17 protein-coding genes and 1 pseudogene are annotated in these 19,819 nt (G+C 71.4%); 2 read left to right on the top strand and 16 right to left on the bottom strand.

Going from position 1 to position 19,819, the window contains the following annotated elements; translation table 11 throughout:
• Nucleotides 1-77: 77 nt before the first annotated feature.
• Complete coding sequence (locus ACFWNV_RS19100; protein WP_383948056.1) at nt 78-3,977, top strand: DNA-directed RNA polymerase subunit beta'; 3,900 nt, start codon at nt 78-80, stop codon at nt 3,975-3,977.
• A 98-nt stretch (nt 3,978-4,075) separates the two neighbouring features.
• Here ACFWNV_RS19100 and ACFWNV_RS19095 read toward each other — a convergent pair whose 3' ends face one another.
• The 14 genes and pseudogenes from ACFWNV_RS19095 to ACFWNV_RS19030 all read right to left on the bottom strand — a co-directional run bounded on the left by ACFWNV_RS19095 (nt 4,076) and on the right by ACFWNV_RS19030 (nt 17,736).
• Complete coding sequence (locus ACFWNV_RS19095) at nt 4,076-6,532, bottom strand: YfhO family protein (protein ID WP_383948053.1); 2,457 nt, start codon at nt 6,530-6,532, stop codon at nt 4,076-4,078.
• Nucleotides 6,533-6,673: 141 nt separating this feature from the next.
• Nucleotides 6,674-6,937, bottom strand: coding sequence for a hypothetical protein (locus tag ACFWNV_RS19090; protein ID WP_383948051.1), 264 nt, complete (start codon nt 6,935-6,937; stop codon nt 6,674-6,676).
• Between the two features lie 119 nt (nt 6,938-7,056).
• Nucleotides 7,057-7,269 (bottom strand): annotated as a pseudogene (locus ACFWNV_RS19085) (hypothetical protein); the annotation flags it as partial.
• Nucleotides 7,270-7,314: 45 nt separating this feature from the next.
• A complete protein-coding gene (locus tag ACFWNV_RS19080; RefSeq protein WP_383948048.1) occupies nt 7,315-8,208 on the bottom strand; it encodes a peptidoglycan-binding protein in 894 nt (297 codons plus the stop codon).
• A gap of 124 nt (nt 8,209-8,332) precedes the next feature.
• Entirely contained in the window at nt 8,333-8,701 is a 369-nt protein-coding gene (locus tag ACFWNV_RS19075; RefSeq protein ID WP_383948045.1) for an ATP-binding protein, read from the bottom strand.
• Between the two features lie 13 nt (nt 8,702-8,714).
• On the bottom strand, nt 8,715-9,428 hold the full coding sequence (locus ACFWNV_RS19070) for a hypothetical protein (RefSeq protein ID WP_383948043.1): 714 nt from the start codon (nt 9,426-9,428) through the stop codon (nt 8,715-8,717).
• On the bottom strand, nt 9,428-10,531 hold the full coding sequence (locus ACFWNV_RS19065) for a hypothetical protein (protein WP_383948040.1): 1,104 nt from the start codon (nt 10,529-10,531) through the stop codon (nt 9,428-9,430). The genes ACFWNV_RS19070 and ACFWNV_RS19065 overlap by 1 nt, the downstream gene beginning before the upstream one ends.
• Complete coding sequence (locus tag ACFWNV_RS19060; RefSeq protein ID WP_383948037.1) at nt 10,528-11,619, bottom strand: hypothetical protein; 1,092 nt, start codon at nt 11,617-11,619, stop codon at nt 10,528-10,530. Before ACFWNV_RS19060 ends, ACFWNV_RS19065 begins: the two co-directional genes overlap by 4 nt.
• Nucleotides 11,620-11,670: 51 nt before the next feature.
• Complete coding sequence (locus tag ACFWNV_RS19055; protein WP_383948034.1) at nt 11,671-12,855, bottom strand: hypothetical protein; 1,185 nt, start codon at nt 12,853-12,855, stop codon at nt 11,671-11,673.
• A 69-nt stretch (nt 12,856-12,924) separates the two neighbouring features.
• The gene (locus ACFWNV_RS19050; protein ID WP_383948032.1) at nt 12,925-13,833 is read right to left on the bottom strand and encodes a phage distal tail protein; all 909 of its coding nucleotides are present in this window, start codon (nt 13,831-13,833) and stop codon (nt 12,925-12,927) included.
• Nucleotides 13,834-13,981: 148 nt separating this feature from the next.
• Entirely contained in the window at nt 13,982-15,262 is a 1,281-nt protein-coding gene (locus tag ACFWNV_RS19045) for a tape-measure protein (RefSeq protein ID WP_383948029.1), read from the bottom strand.
• On the bottom strand, nt 15,259-16,452 hold the full coding sequence (locus tag ACFWNV_RS19040; protein ID WP_383948027.1) for a phage tail protein: 1,194 nt from the start codon (nt 16,450-16,452) through the stop codon (nt 15,259-15,261). Before ACFWNV_RS19040 ends, ACFWNV_RS19045 begins: the two co-directional genes overlap by 4 nt.
• Nucleotides 16,453-16,490: 38 nt before the next feature.
• On the bottom strand, nt 16,491-17,456 hold the full coding sequence (locus ACFWNV_RS19035) for a hypothetical protein (RefSeq protein WP_383948024.1): 966 nt from the start codon (nt 17,454-17,456) through the stop codon (nt 16,491-16,493).
• An 88-nt stretch (nt 17,457-17,544) separates the two neighbouring features.
• Nucleotides 17,545-17,736: a hypothetical protein gene (locus tag ACFWNV_RS19030; protein ID WP_383948022.1), complete on the bottom strand. Its 192-nt coding sequence runs from the start codon at nt 17,734-17,736 to the stop codon at nt 17,545-17,547.
• Between the two features lie 303 nt (nt 17,737-18,039).
• Here ACFWNV_RS19030 and ACFWNV_RS19025 point away from each other — a divergent pair, with 303 nt between their 5' ends.
• Nucleotides 18,040-18,978, top strand: a complete 939-nt coding sequence (locus tag ACFWNV_RS19025; protein WP_383948019.1) for a hypothetical protein — start codon at nt 18,040-18,042, stop codon at nt 18,976-18,978.
• A 29-nt stretch (nt 18,979-19,007) separates the two neighbouring features.
• Here ACFWNV_RS19025 and ACFWNV_RS19020 read toward each other — a convergent pair whose 3' ends face one another.
• Together ACFWNV_RS19020 and ACFWNV_RS19015 are read right to left on the bottom strand one after the other, a co-directional pair.
• On the bottom strand, nt 19,008-19,292 hold the full coding sequence (locus tag ACFWNV_RS19020) for a hypothetical protein (RefSeq protein ID WP_383948016.1): 285 nt from the start codon (nt 19,290-19,292) through the stop codon (nt 19,008-19,010).
• Between the two features lie 188 nt (nt 19,293-19,480).
• A complete protein-coding gene (locus ACFWNV_RS19015) occupies nt 19,481-19,771 on the bottom strand; it encodes a hypothetical protein (protein ID WP_383948013.1) in 291 nt (96 codons plus the stop codon).
• Nucleotides 19,772-19,819 lie beyond the last annotated feature (48 nt).

The raw sequence follows: 19,819 nt of genomic DNA, 5'->3' as shown, positions 1-19,819 counted from the left end.
CTCAAGAGCCCCCCGTCATCCCCGGGACCGTTCAGACCATGATTGAGACTCGACCCCGAAAGAGGGATTGACGCACAGTGCTCGACGTCAACTTCTTCGACGAGCTGCGGATCGGCCTTGCCACCGCGGACGACATCCGAACCTGGTCCCACGGCGAGGTCAAGAAGCCGGAGACCATCAACTACCGCACCCTCAAGCCCGAGAAGGACGGACTCTTCTGCGAGAAGATCTTCGGTCCGACCCGGGACTGGGAGTGCTACTGCGGTAAGTACAAGCGTGTCCGCTTCAAGGGCATCATCTGTGAGCGTTGTGGCGTCGAAGTCACGCGCGCCAAGGTGCGCCGCGAGCGGATGGGCCACATCGAGCTTGCCGCTCCCGTCACCCACATCTGGTACTTCAAGGGCGTCCCGTCGCGCCTCGGATACCTGCTGGACCTCGCGCCGAAGGACCTCGAAAAGGTCATCTACTTCGCCGCGTACATGATCACGTTCGTGGACGACGAGCGCCGCACCCGCGACCTCCCGTCCCTGGAGGCGCACGTCTCCGTCGAGCGCCAGCAGATCGAGAACCGACGCGACTCGGACCTCGAAGGCCGCGCCAAGAAGCTCGAGAGCGACCTGGCCGAGCTTGAGGCCGAGGGCGCCAAGGCCGACGTACGCCGCAAGGTGCGCGAAGGTGCCGAGCGCGAGATGAAGCAGCTCCGTGACCGCGCCCAGCGCGAGATCGACCGCCTCGACGAGGTGTGGGCCCGCTTCAAGAACCTCAAGGTCCAGGACCTCGAGGGCGACGAGCTGCTCTACCGCGAGCTGCGTGACCGCTTCGGTACGTACTTCGACGGCTGCATGGGCGCCGCGGCGCTCCAGAAGCGTCTGGAGTCCTTCGACCTCGACGAAGAGGCCGAGCGCCTCCGCGAGATCATCCGTACCGGCAAGGGCCAGAAGAAGACCCGTGCGCTCAAGCGCCTCAAGGTCGTCTCCGCGTTCCTGCAGACCAGCAACAAGCCCAAGGGCATGGTTCTGGACTGCGTGCCGGTGATCCCGCCGGACCTGCGTCCGATGGTGCAGCTGGACGGTGGCCGCTTCGCGACCTCCGACCTGAACGACCTGTACCGCCGTGTGATCAACCGCAACAACCGCCTGAAGCGCCTTCTCGACCTCGGTGCCCCCGAGATCATCGTGAACAACGAGAAGCGCATGCTCCAGGAGGCCGTCGACGCCCTCTTCGACAACGGTCGTCGTGGTCGTCCGGTGACCGGTCCCGGTAACCGTCCGCTGAAGTCCCTGAGCGACATGCTCAAGGGCAAGCAGGGTCGATTCCGTCAGAACCTCCTCGGCAAGCGCGTGGACTACTCCGCGCGTTCCGTGATCGTCGTCGGTCCCCAGCTGAAGCTGCACCAGTGCGGTCTGCCGAAGGCCATGGCGCTGGAGCTCTTCAAGCCGTTCGTGATGAAGCGCCTGGTCGACCTGAACCACGCGCAGAACATCAAGTCGGCGAAGCGCATGGTCGAGCGCGGCCGCACGGTCGTCTACGACGTGCTCGAAGAGGTCATCGCCGAGCACCCGGTTCTGCTGAACCGTGCGCCCACGCTGCACCGCCTCGGCATCCAGGCCTTCGAGCCCCAGCTGGTCGAAGGCAAGGCCATCCAGATCCACCCGCTCGTCTGCACCGCGTTCAACGCGGACTTCGACGGTGACCAGATGGCCGTGCACCTGCCGCTTTCGGCAGAGGCGCAGGCCGAGGCCCGCATCCTGATGCTGTCCTCGAACAACATCCTGAAGCCGGCAGACGGTCGTCCCGTCACCATGCCGACCCAGGACATGGTGCTGGGTCTGTTCTTCCTCACCACCGACGGCGAGCTCCGTGACGTCAAGGGCGAGGGCCGTGCGTTCGGCTCGACCGCCGAGGCGACCATGGCGTTCGACAACGGTGAGCTGGCTCTCCAGTCGGCCGTCGACATCCGCTTCCCGGTGGGCACCATCCCGCCGCGCGGCTGGGTCGCGCCGATCGCCGAAGAGGGCGAGCAGGAGTTCCAGCCGGGTGACAGCTTCCGTCTGCGCACCACCCTGGGCCGCGCGCTCTTCAACGAGCTGCTGCCCGAGGACTACCCGTTCGTCGACTACTCGGTGGGCAAGAAGCAGCTCTCCGAGATCGTCAACGACCTGGCGGAGCGCTACCCCAAGGTGATCGTGGCGGCGACGCTCGACAACCTGAAGGCGGCCGGCTTCCACTGGGCGACCCGTTCGGGCGTCACCGTGGCCATCTCCGACGTCGTCGTGCCCGAGGCCAAGAAGGCCATCGTCAAGGGCTACGAGGAGCTGGACGAGAAGGTCCAGAAGCAGTACGAGCGCGGTCTGATCACCAAGGACGAGCGCACGCAGGAGCTCATCGCGATCTGGACCAAGGCGACCAATGAGGTTGCCGAGGCGATGAACGCGAACTTCCCCAAGACGAACCCCATCTTCATGATGGTTGACTCGGGTGCCCGAGGAAACATGATGCAGATGCGACAGATCGCCGGTATGCGTGGTCTGGTGTCGAACGCGAAGAACGAGACCATCCCGCGTCCGATCAAGGCGTCCTTCCGTGAGGGCCTCACCGTTCTGGAGTACTTCATCTCCACGCACGGTGCCCGTAAGGGTCTGGCGGACACCGCCCTGCGTACCGCCGACTCGGGTTACCTCACCCGTCGTCTGGTGGACGTCTCGCAGGACGTCATCATCCGCGAGGAGGACTGCGGCACCGAGCGCGGCCTGAAGCTGAAGATCGCCGTTCGCGGCGAGGACGGCGCGCTGCGCAAGGCCGACGACGTCGAGACCTCGATCTACGCCCGCATGCTGGCCGAGGACGTCGTCATCGACGGCAAGGTCATCGCGCCGGCCAACGTCGACCTCGGTGACGTGCTCATCGACGCCCTGGTCGCCAACGGCGTCGAGGAGGTCAAGACCCGCTCGGTCCTGACCTGTGAGTCCGCGGTCGGCACCTGTGCCTTCTGCTACGGACGCTCGCTCGCCACCGGCAAGCTGGTCGACATCGGTGAGGCGGTCGGCATCATCGCCGCCCAGTCCATCGGTGAGCCCGGTACCCAGCTGACGATGCGTACCTTCCACACCGGTGGTGTGGCCGGTGACGACATCACGCAGGGTCTGCCGCGTGTCGTCGAGCTCTTCGAGGCCCGTACCCCGAAGGGTGTCGCCCCGATCTCCGAGGCCGCCGGCCGCGTGCGGATCGAGGAGACCGAGAAGACGAAGAAGATCGTCATCACGCCCGACGACGGCAGCGAGGAGACGGCCTTCCCGATCTCCAAGCGCGCCAAGGTCATCGTCGGCGAGGGCGACCACGTCGAGGTCGGCCAGAAGCTGACCATGGGTGCCACCAACCCGCACGACGTGCTGCGCATCCTCGGCCAGCGTGCGGTCCAGGTCCACCTGGTCGGCGAAGTCCAGAAGGTCTACAACTCGCAGGGCGTGTCGATCCACGACAAGCACATCGAGATCATCATCCGGCAGATGCTGCGCCGCGTGACGATCATCGAGTCCGGCGACGCGGAGCTCCTGCCGGGCGAGCTGGTCGAGCGGTCGAAGTTCGAGACCGAGAACCGTCGTGTGGTCACCGAGGGCGGTCACCCCGCCTCCGGCCGTCCGCAGCTGATGGGTATCACCAAGGCCTCGCTCGCGACCGAGTCCTGGCTGTCGGCGGCGTCCTTCCAGGAGACGACCAGGGTTCTGACGGACGCGGCGATCAACGCCAAGTCCGACTCCCTGATCGGCCTCAAGGAGAACGTCATCATCGGTAAGCTCATCCCGGCCGGTACGGGCCTCGCCCGCTACCGCAACATCCGGGTCGAGCCGACCGAGGAAGCCAAGGCCGCGATGTACTCGGCCGTCGGCTACGACGACATCGACTACTCGCCCTTCGGCACCGGCTCCGGCCAGGCTGTCCCGCTGGAGGACTACGACTACGGCCCGTACAACGGCTGAGCTCGTTAGGTAGTACGAAGAAGCCCCCCGCCGCTCCGAGAGGAGAGGCGGGGGGCTTCTTCGTGTCGTGGCCCGTGGCCCGGGGCCGTGGCCGCGGGTCAGGACCGTCGTCGGCGGCGGAGGCCTGTGACGGTGACCGAGGTGAGGGCCAGGAGGGCCAGGGTGGCGGCGGCCAGGCCGGGGGTGAGGCCCTTGGGGGTGAAGGTGCAGGAGAGGGTGTTCGTGCCCGGGGGGATGTCCAGGGAGACCAGGCCGTGGAAGCTCTTGACCGGGGCCGAGCACTGCCAGCCGGGGACGTCGGTCATGGCGATGACGGCGGTGCCGGAGGATCCCTTCGGGAGGGTGGCCTCGATGGTGTGGCCGCCGGTGCTGACCTGGGTGGCCCCGGTGACGGTGAGGCGGCCGACGGCCTTGGCGAGCTCGGCCCGGTCCAGGCAGCCGATGGGGTGCTCGCCGGCGGTGGCGCCCTGGGTACGGGTGTCCACGGTGACGTCGACCGCGCCGGACGCGGGGACCTCGCCGAGGCCGACGACCCCGGTCATCCGGTCCTCCAGGGGCCGCGAGGCGCCGCCGGAGGTGAGGGTGCCGTAGAGCTGGGGGGAGTACCAGAAGGCTTCGGAGCCGGGCTCGCAGCGGGCGGCGTAGGTCTGCCGCGTGGCGGTGCCGCCCCGGGTGACGGGCGGGACCGCGTACACGGTGGAGCCGAGCACCTGCTCCTGGTGGGCGTAGACGCTCGCCGGAGGGTTGGGGGAGGTGTACGGGGCGCTGCGGACGGTGACCAGGGGCGGGGCGGGGAAGGTGTGGGCCGTCCAGCTGTCCTTCTCGGGGCCCGGTTCGGCGCGGGCGCCGATCGAGAAGATCGCGTCCAGGACCGGGTTGTTGGCGCCGAAGATGGTGCGGCCGTCGTTCTTGTAGCCGTAGCCGAGGGGTTCCAGGGCCTGGTACGTGCGCTCGGGGAGGTAGCTGCTGTAGTACTGCGGGCCCTCGGCGCGGAGCGAGAGCGCGTCGTTGTACGAGGTCTGCGGGGCTCCCGAGTCGGTCCGGTACGCGGGCCAGCCGTCGACCGAGCGGACGGCGTCGAAGTGGTTCGTGATCGACCGGCTGGACGTGGCGATCGGCTTCGCCCAGCGTTCGCGTCCGCGGCGCTCGTCCGCGTTGACCGCGGCGGCGGTGGATTCGGCGAAGACGACGCCGACCATGAGGACCGCGGCCACGGGGATGAGGAAGCGGCGCTTGTCGCCCTGCATCAGCAGGATCAGGGCCAGGAGCGATACCGCGCCGCCGGCCAGGACGGCCGGCCAGGTGGCGCCGCCGAAGTCGTTGGTGTGACGCAGCACGAAGGTGGCGGTGACCAGCAGGGCGGCGCTCAGCGCCAGGTGCAGCGGGCGCGGCCGGTTGGCCAGCGAGAGCCAGGCGACGATCACCACCATGCCGCTGAAGACGAAGGCCTCGCGGTAGGGGTTGCCGTTCGGCACCGCCAGCCCGTGCCACACGAACTGGGTGGGCGGGAACTGGAAGGAGACGACGACGAGCAGGGTCGCCGCCGCCCACACCAGGCGGGTCCTGCGGGCGATGCCCGTGTTGAGGAGGAAGGCCCCCGCCAGGATCAGGCCGAGCGAGGCCACGTACAGCCGCGGCCGGCCGCCCCACAGGTAGGTGCCGGGGAGCATGCCGGTCAGGAAGACCTCGATCCGTACGGGATCGAAGGAGGCCGCCTTCGTCGGCTGGGCGGCTCCGCTGGAGAGGAACGAGGGCAGCAGGAGGGGGAGCGTGAGCAGGATGCCCGTCGCGGCGGCCGTACCGGCCCGCCATACGGCGCGCAGGCGCTGGGCCCGGGTCAGGTCGAGGACGATCAGGCGGACGGCGAGCAGCACGCAGGCGGCCATCGTCGCCATCATCGCGGTGTAGAAGTTCCCGAACCAGGCGAGCGCGACCAGGAGGGCCACGCCCGGCCAGCGGCGTTCCTCCAGGCACCATTCGACGGCGATGCCCAGGAGCGGGAGCGCGACCAGGCCCCACATCCACATGGGGATGTACGAGGCGTCGCTGAGCGCCCAGCCGCACAGGCCGTAGACGGCTCCGAGGACGCCCCGCTGCCACCAGGGGCCGGGTTGCAGCTTGCCCAGGTAGACGGCCATCAGGGCGGCGGCGGTGCCCATCGTGAGCGGGGTGATCAGGAAGACGGCGAGGTCCACGTGGGCGCGGGGGACCAGGACGGCCAGCCAGGAGAAGGGGTTGCCGAGGTAGGTGTAGTAGTCGGACAGGAACTGCTGGCCGAAGCCGCCGCGCCAGGTGAAGAGGAGGTCGCCGGCGGCCTGGCCGTGGACCAGGTCCCACAGGGCGCGGTGGAAGGGGACGTACTGGTTGGCCTGGTCGTTGAGGGCCCGGCCGGTGTTCCCGAAGGGGAAGGTGCCCCGGGCCGCCCAGGACGCGCAGAAGGCGCCCGAGGCGATGAGGAAGGCGAGGAGGGGGCCGTAGAACCGGGTGGCGCGGCGTGAAGCCGGCCGGTCCGGTCCGGGCGGTGGACTGCTGTGCTCGGTGGGCTCCACGGCCACGGTCCCCAATGTTCTGCTCCCCTTGCTGGTCGGGTGCCAGTCTAGGTCGACCGCGGGGGCCCGCCGGCGCTCCGGGGAATCGGGGGATTCCGGACACCGGGCACCGGGGGCCGCCCGCGGTCAACGGTCAGCGGTCAGCGGTCAGCGGGCGGTGATCTGCCAGGCGGTCATGGCGATCGCCGAGACCGCCGCCATGGCGGTGACGCTGGCGAGCGGCCAGCGTGCCCGCTCCAGGGCGTCCAGGCGGGATTCGTGATCGGCGAGCTGGCGGTCGGTCTGGTCGCTGCGCTGGACCAGGAGGGCCAGCGATCCGTCGACCCGGGCGAACCCGGCCTCCATGGTGCCGCGCAGGCGTTCCAGCTCGACGGCTACGGAGAGCGGGTCCGGCATGTGGGGTTCCGTCATGCGCGCTCGTCCTCCGGGTGCGGGGTCCGGGCGTCGGCGTCGGCGTCGGAGGCGGTGTCGCCGGCGGTGTCGCGCGCGTCGCGCGCGATGAGGGCGAGCAGGGTGCGGTCGGCGTCGTACGGCCACTCGGTACGGAGCCAGCCGGGCAGTACGGCCTGGACGCCGGGCAGCGCCATCACCCGGGTCAGCGCGCCGGCGGCGGTGAGGGCGGCGGCCACCCAGGGCAGTGCGGCGGGGACGCCGGACGCGTCCACCAGGGCGGGCAGCAGGACGGCTATCGCCAGGGCGGTCTGGACGAGGGTGCGCAGGGTGCGCTTGCCGGCTTCGGACATGGGTGGTGCCTTCTTTCGGTGGGGCGGGGGTGGGGGGACCGGTCGTCAGCCGGAGTGCGGAACCTTGAGGGCGTTCCAGGAGGTGCGGCCCGGCCATCCGTCGGCGTCGGCGCCGGTGAAGCCGAGCTTGCGCTGCCACTTGGCGTACGAGAGGCGGTCGGCCTGCGTCCACTGGGGGCCCGGGCCCTGCGCGTACGCGGAGCAGCCCTCGGCGACCAGGCGCTTCCCCATGGCGGTGACGATCGGGGAGCGGGGAGCGGCGGTGAAGAACGCGGAGCCGGGGAAGGGCTGGTAGCCGCCGTTGCCGCCGGCCGGCGGGGTCGGGCGGCCGCCCTGGCCGCCCGGGGCGGCGGCGAGGCGGGCGGCGATGCGGGCGCGCAGGTCCTGCATGGTGAACCCGCGCGGGTCGACCTTGGTGTTCGTCCACTCCTTGTGGCCGATGACCGACTCGGCGCTCCAGCCGTGGGCCCGGCACAGGGCGGTCGAGGCGCGCTCGATGGCATCGAGCTGGGCGGCGGGCCACGGGTCGCGACCGTCGCCGAGGTTGACGCACTCGAAGCCGTAGAAGTGGGCGTTGCCGTCGGTGTCGTTGCGGCGGGGGGCGGGGAGGGCGGTCTCGGCGGCGACGGCGTCCAGGACGGCGCCGTCGCCGAGGCCCGCGTGGTTGGTGCGGCCGTGGCCGATCAGGTGGACGCCGCCGTCCTTGTCGATCACCCCGTGGCAGAGGGGGCCGGGGAGTTCGGCGTAGCCGTCGCGGCAGAGGGCGACGCTGGAGGCGCTGCCGGCGCTGACGGTGTGGTGGATCACGATGCCGTTGACCGGGCCCCAGGCGCCCTTGTGGTTGCGGTTGTGCGTGCGCCAGCCGGGGTGCTCCAGGACGTTCACCCCTTCGGCACGGAGGGCCGCGAGGAGGGTGTCGGCGGTGAGGGGGGCGGCCATGTCGGGCTCCTTCGGACATGCGAAAGCCCCGGGCCGGGGGTGGCTCGGGGCGCGGGCGGATCGGGTGGGTGAGGTGTCGGGGCGGGGGCGGGGGCGGGGGCGGGGGCGGGCGAGGGCGAGGGGGTTACGGCGTCGGCTGGGGGAGCCAGGCGGTGCACAGGGCCGTGTAGGCCGTGACGCGGGATGCGAAGTCCGTCAGGGCCGCCGCCACCGCGGCGGGGATCGCCGACGGGTCCGGGAGGACCGGGCCGTCCGGCGGGGGGTTCAGGACGGTCTGGCCGGTGCCGCGGAGCTGGGCGCCGGAATCGCCCGTCTCCGTGAACTGGGCGGTGACGTACACCGCCGGGTAGCCGCTGACCGGGTCCGGTTCCAGGGTGTCGCCCAGGCCGGCGTCGTGGACGCGGATCTGGAGGGTGTGGCCGGCCTCGGTGACGGTGGCGCGGCCCGCGTAGTCGAGGGCGATGCCCCAGGGCTGGGTCGGGTCGATGTTCACGGGGAGGGTCTCCTCAGCTCTGGGTGCCGTACATCATGAGCGGCTGGGCGTAGACGAGCCCGGTGCCGCTGGTGACCATCGCCTGGATCTCCACCTTGACCAGGCTGCCGAAGCGGGCGTTGAAGTCGTCGGTGACGGCGGCGGTGCGGTCGAGGACCGTGCCGGTGGTGACCGGGTCGCCCCACGGGGCGCCGTCCACGAGGATCCGTACCTGCCCGGTGACCCCCGCCGCCGCGGCGGTGGTGCAGTACACCCGCAGGCGGGGCTGCCACAGCGGGTTGAAGGAGCGGGCGACGGTGGTCCAGGCGGTGGCGTTGGTCTGCGGCCAGCGGGCGGTCGCGAGGTCCTGCGGGGGCAGCATGGCGAGCCAGGGACGGGCCAGGCCGCCGGTGACCACGTCGTCCGAGAGGATCTCGTGGCCGTACGCGTCGAACACGCGGACGGCCTGGTCGTAGGTGCCGGTGACGGCGTTGCGGATGCTCAGGGCGGTCTTGCCGCTCTGCCGCTTGATCTCCAGGCCGTACTCGGTGGCGGACCAGAAGCCGACGCCCAGGATCCGGGTGCCGTTGGGCTCCTCCACGGACAGCGAGCCGCCGTCCTTGATCGTCAGCGCGCCGCCGGTGACGGTGTCGAGCGCGGGGCGGGTGTTGACGGCGGTGGACAGCTGCTGGATCCGGCGTTCCATGGCGGTCAGTCGGTCGATGATGTCCTCGGGCAGTTGCGGCATCAGGCCTCTTCCAGGTAGAGCTCGGCGGTGTCCGGGCGGCCCCGCTCCGGCGGGCTGACCTTGACGCCGATGATGCGGAAGCGGGCGTCCAGGCCCTGCGGATGCCATTCGTCGGTGATCCGGATGCGGACGCTGCGCCCCAGCAGGGACGGCGGTATCTCGCTGCCGAGGCGGACCGTGATCTCCGGGATGACGACCGCCCCGCGGGCCCCGGCGAGTTCGACGGCCGCCAGCCCCGTGAGGACGGCCTTGTCGCTGACGGTGTTGTGGTCGGAGGACAGGTCGATGCGGGGCCAGCCGCCGGCGATCAGGTCGTCGGCGACCAGCTCGTCCGAGTACACCGGCCGCGATTCCTCGGTCTGGTTGCTGTTGGCCGAGGCCCCGCGGGCCCGGGCGGTGGTGCCGCCGCGGGTCGCGTCGCGCGGGAAGGTGTACGAGAGGATCGCGCCGGGCCGGTCCAGCACCAGGTCGGTGGAGCCGGTGTGGATGCGCGGGCTGCCCAGGCGCAGCAGCCGGGTGCGGGCTCCGGAGACCGGGTCGCGGAAGACGGAGATCTGCTGCTCGAACCCGTTCTCCGAGGAGGCCAGGGCTTCGAGCGCCTCGGAGTACAGGGTCTCGTCCCCGTCGCGCCAGCTCCCCGTGCGCAGGACGCCGGAGGTTTCCGTCCCGAAGGAGACGCCGATGTTGCCGCCCACGCCGGATTGCATCCGGCGCCACAGCTCCCGGGCCAGTTCGAGCTGGTCGGTGGGGGTGGCGGCGGCGAAGGTCTGGCGGATGCGGCGGCGGCCCGCGTAGGAGTCGAAGGTGGCCGCCTGGATGCTGAGGCTGATCACGCCCCGCCCGCTGCTCTGCAGGGTGCTCGTCCAGACGATCCCGCCCCACCACAGGTCGCCGCCGCGCTCCAGGTAGACGGCCGTACGGCCCTCCTCGATGCGGCTGACCCGGGCGGCGAGGGCGGAGTCGGGGACCGGGATGGTGCCCGAGAGGGCGCCCGGCTTGCCGATGAAGTCGTCGATGGAGACGTCGCGCAGCGGGAGGATGTCGATGGTGCTGTCGGTCCGTACGTCGCAGAAGATCGCGCGGTACGGGGTGTCGGTGGTCATTTGGCCTCGTAGGTGGCGGCGCCCGCGATGGTGTGCCCGGCGGCCCAGGTCCACGGGGTGACGGAATCGGCGATGCCGGAGACGAGGACGGGGTCCCCGCTGGGCATGCCGCTGGACAGCTCCAGCTCGAAGAAGGAGGTGGAGGTCAGCCGCATCCGGGCGACGGCCCGCTCCCGGGTGGTGGACTGCAGCTCGGCGAAGCCGATGCAGCGCGACAGGGAGGCGGATTTCACCGGCAGGGTGAAGCGCCAGTTGTCGGCGCTGTTGGCCGCGGTGCCGAAGTTGGTCCCGGCGCCGAAGGCGATGCTGAAGTTGAGGTGGACGGTGGGGCCCTGCTGGATCCACCGGCCGGTGACCTGGGCGTCTCCGAAGGCGGGCGGCGCGGCGCCGGTGGCGGTGGTCCACACCGGGGTCCAGTCCTGCCAGGCGGGCTGGGGCGGGTACGGCAGCCAGGCGGTGCCGTCCCAGCGCTGGAGGCCGCCTCCGAGGTCGCGGTACTGGCCCGGGTAGGAGCCGAGGGAGGTGTCGGTGGTGACCGGGAGGATGCCGCCGACGGCGACGGTGGCCGTGCGCAGGCCCACCAGGGCGGTGGCCCAGGCGATGCCGCCGGTGCCGGCGCTGGTTCCGGCGGGAACGGCGACCGTGTAGAGGGGGAGGGAGAGCGGCGGGGTCGCCGGGGCGGCCGGGCTGGCCGCCGGTACGCCGCGGACGATCTCGACGGCGGCCTCGGTGAGGCCGGAGGCGTCGTACTCGTCGTCCCGGACGCGTACGACGACGAGGTCGATCCGGCCGTACTGCGCGTGGCCGTCGACGAAGGTCAGGTTCACGGGCTGGGTGAGGGCGACGGGGTAGGCGCCCTGGCTGTCGGTGCCCTGGATGATGCCGCGGCCCGGGTAGACGGTCGCGCCCATGGCGGTCGTACCGGCGACGGTGAAGCCGGAGAGCCGGGTCTTGCCGTCGCTCGATCCCGGCAGGATGCCGGACCGGCTGGCGACCGGGGAGGTGGGGGTGAGGGCGCCGAGCGCGGTGACGCGGGTGTCGGAGCGGGTCTGGCCGGTGACCGGAAGCCAGGCGGATCGCACGTTCACGGACTTCTCCTTCGGAGCGGTGCTTCGGTTGCTGGTCGCTGCTTGCTGGGATCAGGCGAGGTGGTCGACGCGGAGGAAGATGCTGTCGAAGTAGGTCGTCACGCCCGCCATGCTCGTGCGGTGCATCACGGTCACCGTGTACGGGGCGTCGAGGGTGAGGGAGGGGAGCCGGATCATGGTCGACACCGAGGAGGCGCGGTCGCCGTGGTGCACGGCGGAGCGCTCGTCGTCCGGTTCCCAGATGACGGTGGCGCCCTGGGTCACGCGCACACTGGTGAACCCGTAGGCGTTGTTGTTGCCGACGTTCGTGGTCCGGGCGCCGAAGGTCAGCGCGACCTGGCCCGAGGGCGATGCGTTGAAGGTGGTGCTCAGCGCGGTGACGCTCGTGCCCGCCAGGGCGGCGGTGTACGTGAGGGAGGTGGTGGTGCCGGCGTCCCAGCTCTGTACGAAGCTCGGCTGGGGGACGGCCGGCAGCCAGGCACTGCCGCTCCATCGCTGGAGCACCCGCTGCGGGGTGTCGCGGAACTGGCCGACGTAGCTCGCCGTGGACAGGACGCCCCTGGGGGCGATGCCGCCGATCGCCGCCGGGTACGGGACCCAGGCGCTGCCGTCCCAGCGCTGCAGGGCGGTGTATCCGTCCTGGTACTGGCCCGGGTAGGCGCCGGAGCCGGTCTCGCCGTAGACGGGCACGATGCCGCCGATCGCCACGACCGTGGTGCGCAGGTCCTTCAGGGCCCCGTTCCAGACGATGCCGCCCTTGCCCGCGCTGGCGCCGGCCGGGACGGCGATCTCGTACAGGGGCAGGGAGAGGACCGGGGCGGCCGGGGCGACCGGGGTGGCCGAGGGGGTGCCGCGGATGATCTCGACGGCGGCCTCGGACTTGCCGGAGGTGTCGTACGAGGCGTCGTAGACGCGCAGGACGATCAGGTCGACGCGAGCGAACTGGGCGTCGCCGTCGGCGACGGTGAGTGCGACGCCGCCGTCGAGGGTCACCTGGTAGTAGCCCTGGGAGTGCAGGCCCTGGATGACGGCCCGGCCGTTGCTGACGTTGACGGTCATCGCGGACGTGCCGTCCGTCCAGAACCCGGCGGCCCGGTGCTCGCCGCCGTACGAGCCCGGCAGGATCCCCGAACGGGCCTGCTGCGGGTTGATCGGGGTGGTGGCGCCGATCTGGCTGACCCGGGTGTTCTCGCGGGTCTGGCCGGTCGGGGAGAGCCAGCTGGTGATGAGCGGCATGGGGAACTCCGTTCAGGAGGAAGAGGAGGCGGGAGAAGGGGGTGCGGTCCGGGCGGCCGGGGGCTCCCGCTACCACTCCGCGCTGCGCCAGCGCACGGACATCAGGGCGCCGGGGGCGGCGGTGTCCGGGCGGAAGGACAGCTCGGCGCGGCCCGGTTCGAAGGTGAAGAGCTCCTCCGGGCTGCTGTCCGCGGTGGCCGTGTGGCGCCGCGAGGCGTTGCCGTTGAGCGTGACCGTGCCGGCGCCGGTGTCCACGACCAGCTCGTCGCCGGCGGCCAGGTCGATCGCGTACCGGAGCCGGCGGCGGCTGATCCGCTCCGTGACGGAGGGGGTGCCGCAGGGGCCGCGGAAGGTGATGACCGGGTGGGAGGGCGCGGAGCCGTCGTTGTCGGCGCTGGCGTCGCCCGTCCTGGAGGCGGTGCCCCACTTCAGGGGCCAGACCAGCGGCCAGGTCAGGCCGCTCTCCGGTTCCGGTGCGAACACGAGCGCCGACTGCTCGTCGACGAGGTACCGGCGCGGGTCGGTGGCCAGCCACTGGACGGAGGCCTTGGCCGCGCCCTGGGTGGCGTACGTCCGGTCGGCCGGGACGATCCGCTGGGCGACGCGGGCGCGTACGGCCAGGACCTCGCCGTGCAGCCGGACCGCGAGCCAGCGCTCCTGGTCGCCGAGGGTCAGCGCCTGGCGCAGGGCCCGGACGGTGGCCAGGGAGGCGCCCTGCTCAGGGACCATCCACAGGGTGCCGCCGACCTTGCGGGACTTGGTGTAGCGGGCGCCGGGCCAGGAGCCGTGGCCGGTGGGGCGTTCGGCGTCGGAACTGTCGAACTCGGGCAGGTCCTCCCAGCCGCTGAGCCCCGACTTCTCGATGGTGTAGGGGGTGCCGGGGCCGAAAAGCATCCCGGCCCACTGCATCTGCCCGTCCTGGGTGATGAGCGAGCCGGGTGCGAGGTCGGCGGTGTACGGGTGCGTGGTCTCGGCCATGAGGGGCCGTCACCTCATCTCGGGTGGGGGCGGAGGGGCCGTACGGGGGCGTGCGGAGGCTCCGTACGGGGCGTGCGGAGGCTCCGTACGGGGCGTGCGCGGGAGGGGACTCCCTACGGGGCGTGCGCGGGGGCGGGCTCCGTACCGGTCACGCGTGGGCGCCGGCGAGGAACAGCAGGTCCTCGGCGACGGCCCGGGCGCCGGCGCCCGCCTCCTCCCGGAACTCCTCGACGCGGTACGGCGCCCGGCCCGGGGCGCGCGGGTCGACGGGAGGGACACGGCGGTGGTCGAGGTCCGACACGGGGTTGATGAGCGGGGGCCGGCCCATGGACGTCGGCCAGACGACCCCGCCCTCCGCGAGCATCGGGATCTTGTCGAGATCGACCCCGAACTTCTTGCCGAGGATCGAGAAGCTGAGGTCCTCCAGGCCGTCGATGATCCAGTTGGCGAAGGCGATCATGCCGTTGAAGGGGCCCGTGACCGCGGCCAGTACGGCCTGGAGCCCGGTGGTCACCATGCGGCCGATGCCGCCGAGCGAGCCCGACAGCGAGCCGCTCACGCGGCCGAAGGCGCTGGGGAGGCTGCTGGTCAGGAAGGTGATCACGGGCCGGATCGGGGCCATGATCGCGTTGAAGGCGCCGGAGGCGATGGAGCGCAGGGCGCGGGTGGCCGAGCCGACCGAGCTGCCGACGCGGGAGAGGCCGCTCGCGTCCCCGCGCAGCAGGCCGAGGACGCCGGAGACGACCGCGAAGTACCCCGCGAAGTAGGTCGCGACCACCTCTCCGATGATCTTCAGCACCGGGAGGAGGAACTTCAGCTGCTCCTCGAACACCTTCCCCACGTACGTGAAGAGCTGCTCCGTGATCCGCTGTCCGGTCTCGGAGTTCAGCGCGAGCTCGATCAGCCAGGCCGCCACCGGGACCAGGATCCCGATGAGGAAGCCGATCGGGTTGGCGCGCATGGCCACGTTGACCGCGGTCATGACGACGGAGCCGACGGTCATGGCGATGCCGAAGGTGCTCATCAGCGTGCCGACGATCCCGCTCAGGTCGAGCAGGCGGCCGAGCAGCGCAGTGACGGGGCCGGAGCCCTTGCCGACCTTGAGCAGAGCGGAGCGGGGCCCGGAGGCCGCGCTTCCGGTGCGCTTGACGCCGGTGGACGCCCTGGTGGCGGACCGGCTGATGTTGGTCGCGGACCGGGCCGCCGTGCCCGCCTGGGTCTTGAGCCCGGACAGCACCTTGGCCGCCTGGTCGGCCGCCGGCCCGAGCCGGGCCGTGTCCGTCGCGGCCTTGCGGGCGGCGGAGGTGACCTGTTTGAGGGAGGAGGTGACCTGGCGCGCCGTCTGCCCGGCGCGCCGCGCGTGGCCGCCGAGGCCGCCGAGCGACTTGGTGAGGCCGCCGAGGGGGTTCAGGGCGGCGGCCCCGCTCATCCGCGCGCCTTGGCCAGGTACATCAGCGCGTCGGCGGTGCGCTGCGGGTCGCTCGACTGGTGGGCGTAGTAGTTCTCGATGTGGAGCGCGGAGCCGTTGCCGGCGCCGGTGGCCGTCATCCGGGCGCGGGCGGCCGTACGGGCCAGCAGGCGGTCGAGCTTGGACAGCGGCAGGACGGCTTCGGCCTCACCGGCCTCGGCGATGATCGCCGGGACACCGCCGCTGCGCGGCATGACGACACCGCCGGCGGCGAGCATCGGGATCGTGGGCAGGCTGACGCCGAAGCTCTTGCCGCCGACGAAGGGGACCCAGCCGGGGACGCTGACCCGGATCCGGTTGATCCGGCCGATCATCGAGTTGATCAGGCCGATGACGGAGTTGATCGGGGACTTGACCGCACCGACGATGGCGCCGAAGGCGCCGGACGCGATGCCCTTGAGGCCGTTCCACGCGCTGGACATCCGGTCCTTGACGGCGTTGAAGGCGTTCGGGACGGCCGACTTGATCCAGTTGATCACCGGCATGATGACGGCCTTGATGCCGTTCCACACGCTGCTGATGACCGAGCGGACCGCGCTCATCACGGTGCTGATCGCCGTCTTGATGCCGTTGAAGGCGGACTTCACGGCGCTGCCGATGGCCTTCAGGATCGGCATGACGGCGTTCTTGACGCTGTTCCACACCGATTTGATCAGGGTGCCGGCGCTCTTGATGATCGGGCCGATGGCCTTCATCACCGCGGAGATCACGGTGCGGATGGCGGTGAACGCCGTGCGCAGGACCGTCTGCATGGTCTTCGAGCGCATCGCCATCTCGACGATCTTCTCGATGAGCGGCATGAACAGATCGAGCAGACGGGCGAGGAAGTTGCCCTTCATGGACTTGTTGAGCTTGTCCTGGCCCGAGGCGGCGCGGTCGGCGCCGGTCTTGAACTTCCCGAGCTGCGTCCCGCTGCGCTGGCCGGTCTGGCCGGCCTTGGACAGGGAGCGCTCGGCCTGGTCGGCGGCGGTCTTGAGGTTCTTGAGCTGGCCGGTGGAGCCCTGGGCGGACGTCCGGAGCGTCTTGAGCTGCCCGGACGCCTTGTTTCCGGCGTCACCGACGCGCTTGACGGGGGCGGCTGCGCCGGACGCCTGCGTCTTGAGGTTGCGCAGGGCATCAGCGGCGCTCTTCGTGGAACTGACGAGACTCATGGGTGGTTACACCTCCTTCGTACGGGTGGGGCTGGGGGTCAGCGGCCGCCGGTGGAGCCGCCGATGGCGCCGGACGCGGCGGTGGCCGCCGTGCCGAGGGCCCGCAGCTCGGGGGCCAGGGCCCGGACGGCGCCGCTGAGGTTCTTGGCGGCCCGGGCGGTGGAGTTCATCGGGCCCGACTTGGGGATGTCGGTCGCCGAGAAGTTCTTCAGCGCACCCTTGAGGTTCCGGATGGCCGCGGCGGCGTCCTTCACCGTCTGGGTGTTCACCCGGCCGATGGCCAGGACGAGCTTGTCGATGGCGTCGGCGGTCTTCCTCATCGCCGCGTGATCCTTCGGGATCTTCGAGGAGTCGAAGTTCCGCAGGGCGGTCTTGAGGCTCTTGATGGCAGAGGCGGCCGCTTCGACCACGGCGTTGTCCAGCCGTCCCAGAGCGAGGCGGAGCTTGTCCAGGGCCTTGCCCATGGCCACCATCTCCCTGGAACGGGGGAGCTTGTGCGCCTCCCGGTTGAACTCCCTGACGACCGGGGTCGTCAGGGCGATCGCCCCGCGGAGCGTCGCGAGCTCGGCGGAGGTCAACCCTGCGGTGGGGCCGGGCGGGCCGCCGGTGAGGAAGACCGGGAGCTTGCTGGTCAACCAGGCACCGAAGCGCAGCAGCATGCCGCCGGCGACGATGGTGAGGAGGATTCCGCCCGCAGCCGCGGCGAAGTACGCCCAGGTCAGGGGGTTTCCCTCGATGGCCTTCTTGACCGCGGCGGCCAGGGTGTCCAGACGGGCCTGCTGCAGCAGCTCGACGGCGAGGGGGTTCACGACCTCGCCGTGGATCTCCTTGATCTCCTTGATGCTGGTGGCCAAGAAGTTCTCGGTGACGAGTTTGGACACACCGGGGTTCTTCTCGACGAGGTTTGCGGGGGCCCCGCTCATCACGTACCGCTTCAGCTCCGCGAGGAGCGCGGGGACCTCGTCCTTGGTCGGGGTCGTGAGGGGGGAACTGGGTTCTGCCATGGGTCTTCCTCTGCTTTCGGCCGGTCGGGGCCGAGCACCGGAAGGCCCCCGCCGGTCGAACATCGGCGGGGGCCTGTCGCACGGAGGGCTAGGCGCGGCGCAGCTCCGACAGGGCGTCGCTCCAGCCCGCCGTGTACGCGCGCGTCTCGCGGCGGGTGATCTCGGCGTGCAGCGTGGCGAGCAGGGCCTTCTTGTCGAAGGGGGCGGGGCCGTCCAGGAGCTGGCAGAGGCGGTCGTGGAGCGTGATCTGCGGTCGTGATCCCTCGGCCTGCTGGGTCATGGACGCCTGCCTTCCGGTTGCTGGCCCTTGCGTGTGATGGCGCCGCGAGTCAGGGCAGGGGCATCACGAGATGAAACGGTTCTCGAACGAGTGTACGAACAAGAGTTTGGAACATTCGTTCGACATTTGTCGAGCTGGTAAGGCCGTAGGCCGGATCGCGCCTGTCCGCCCAGGGCTGATTCGCATCTGATCGTGACCGTTTTGGACACCCGGTACGCTTGAAGACTGGTTCCCCGGGCCTCCAGAAGTGGTGCGGGCGGGGGCATAGGGGGACCCCGGGGGCGGGAAGGCAGTTGCTTACAGATGCATAGGGACGCAAGCGGTCGAGGGCGGGAGCAGGGCATCGACTGGCTCGAAGTGGCTCATGACCTGCCCCATCTGTTCGCCCGGCTCTCCGAACTCGTTCACGCGGAGGGCCACGCGCCGGAAGACCTCGTGGTGATACCCCGGTCCGAGCTCGACCGTCGCGAGACGGCCGCGTTCACGGCCGGCTGGGCCGAGGCGATGGCGGAGGACCTGCCCCGCATCCGGCGCGAGTACGAGAAGCGCGTCGTCGATGCCTACGCCGCCGGCGGAGACGCGGGACGCGGGGGCCCGACCGCCCGGCGGGGTGCGAACGCGGGTACCGGTCCGGGTGTTGGTACGGGCGAGGCCGGGCGCCGGGGCGAGGGGGCCGAGGTGATCCGGCTGCCCTTCGCCCTCCTCCTCGACCCGCCCGCGCTGGTCACCGAGGCCGAGGAACGCATCCGCAGGGCGCGGCCGCCCGTGGGCGGGCAGCCCGGCAACCAGGATCCCGGCGGTCAGGATCCCGGGGACCGGCAGCCCGGCGTCGGGCGGTCCGGGGACCGGCAGCCCGACGCGGACCACGCGCAGGCCGCCGCCGAGGAACCCGTCGCCGAGGAACCCCGCGCGCACGAGCAGCCGGGGACCGGCACCCTGCCCTCCGCACAGGAGGTGCGGGAGAAGCGCGCGGTCCCGGCCGGCCGGAAGGTCGTACGCCGCCGGGGCCGGCCCATCGTGCCGCCGCTGAGGGCGGTTCCCGTACAGCCCCGCGCGCAGGCGCCGTCCGCCGATTCCCCGCCGGAGGGGCCGGAGCGGGCGGAGGCCGACGGGCGGCGGAGCCTCGCGCAGAAGGCGCGGGCCCTGGCGCAGGAGCTGGAGACGCGGGGCGGCGTAGGTCGTCCCGAGCCGGCCGGGGACGGCCGCCGCGCGGGCGGACCGTCCCCGGAGCACCCGGAGTAGAGCGCGGCGTACCGGCCGTGGGGCGCCGGTCAGCCGAAGAAGCCGGCGAGCCGCTCCGGGCTGAGCCCGATGCTTCCCGGCGCGGTGGCCCCGGTCTGACCGGGCGGCCCGGGCGGCCCGGGTTCCCCCGGTCCGCCGGGGCCGTCCGCCGGATCCGGCTGCTCGTCCGGGCCGGGGTTCGGCTTGCCGTCCGGCCGCGGCACCGGCTCCGGAGCATCGGGGGCGTCCCCGTCCTCCGCCGCGTTGACGCAGGCGAACATCCAGTTGGCGGCCGCCAGATGGTCCACGGTGGCCGCCAGCAGGTGGTCGGTCACCGACCAGTCGGCGGCCTCGCCGAACAGCTCCCGGTTGACGGAGCTGTCCCGCGGCAGGTGCTTGAGCAGGACCTGGAGCCGGCGGGAGGAGAGTTCTCCCCGGTGCCAGTCCAGGAGGTCCTTGCCGTAGTAGCGGAGCAGGTCCGCTTCGAGGGCCTCGGCGTGTTCGTCGACGAACTCGACGAGGCTCAGCCTTCCCCCAGGCCGAGCCCCGTCTCCTTGCCGTAGGCCTCGAGGATCGCGGCGATGTCCTGCATGGTGATGTCGTGCTGCTCGAAGCGGGTGAACTGCTGGTCGCCCAGGAGGAGCCGGAGCAGACCGTCCACGTCGTTGTCGTCGAGCTTGCGCAGCCCCTTGGCCGCGGCCCGGCTGAGCTCGGTGGGAAGGGTGTACGTCTCCTCGTCCAGCTGGAAGGACCAGGTACGGCCGAGGGCCTCCTGGCGCTGGGCGCGGGCCGCGTTGACGTCGAAGCCTGCCATGGTGATGGGTTCTCCTCTGGGTGAAGGGAAGTCGTGAGGGGGTGGGGG

Source organism: Streptomyces sp. NPDC058401, from assembly GCF_042722885.1.
Lineage (GTDB): Bacteria > Actinomycetota > Actinomycetes > Streptomycetales > Streptomycetaceae > Streptomyces.
Note: the sequence above shows the minus strand (reverse complement) of the source record. Positions and strands in the feature narration are given on the sequence as shown.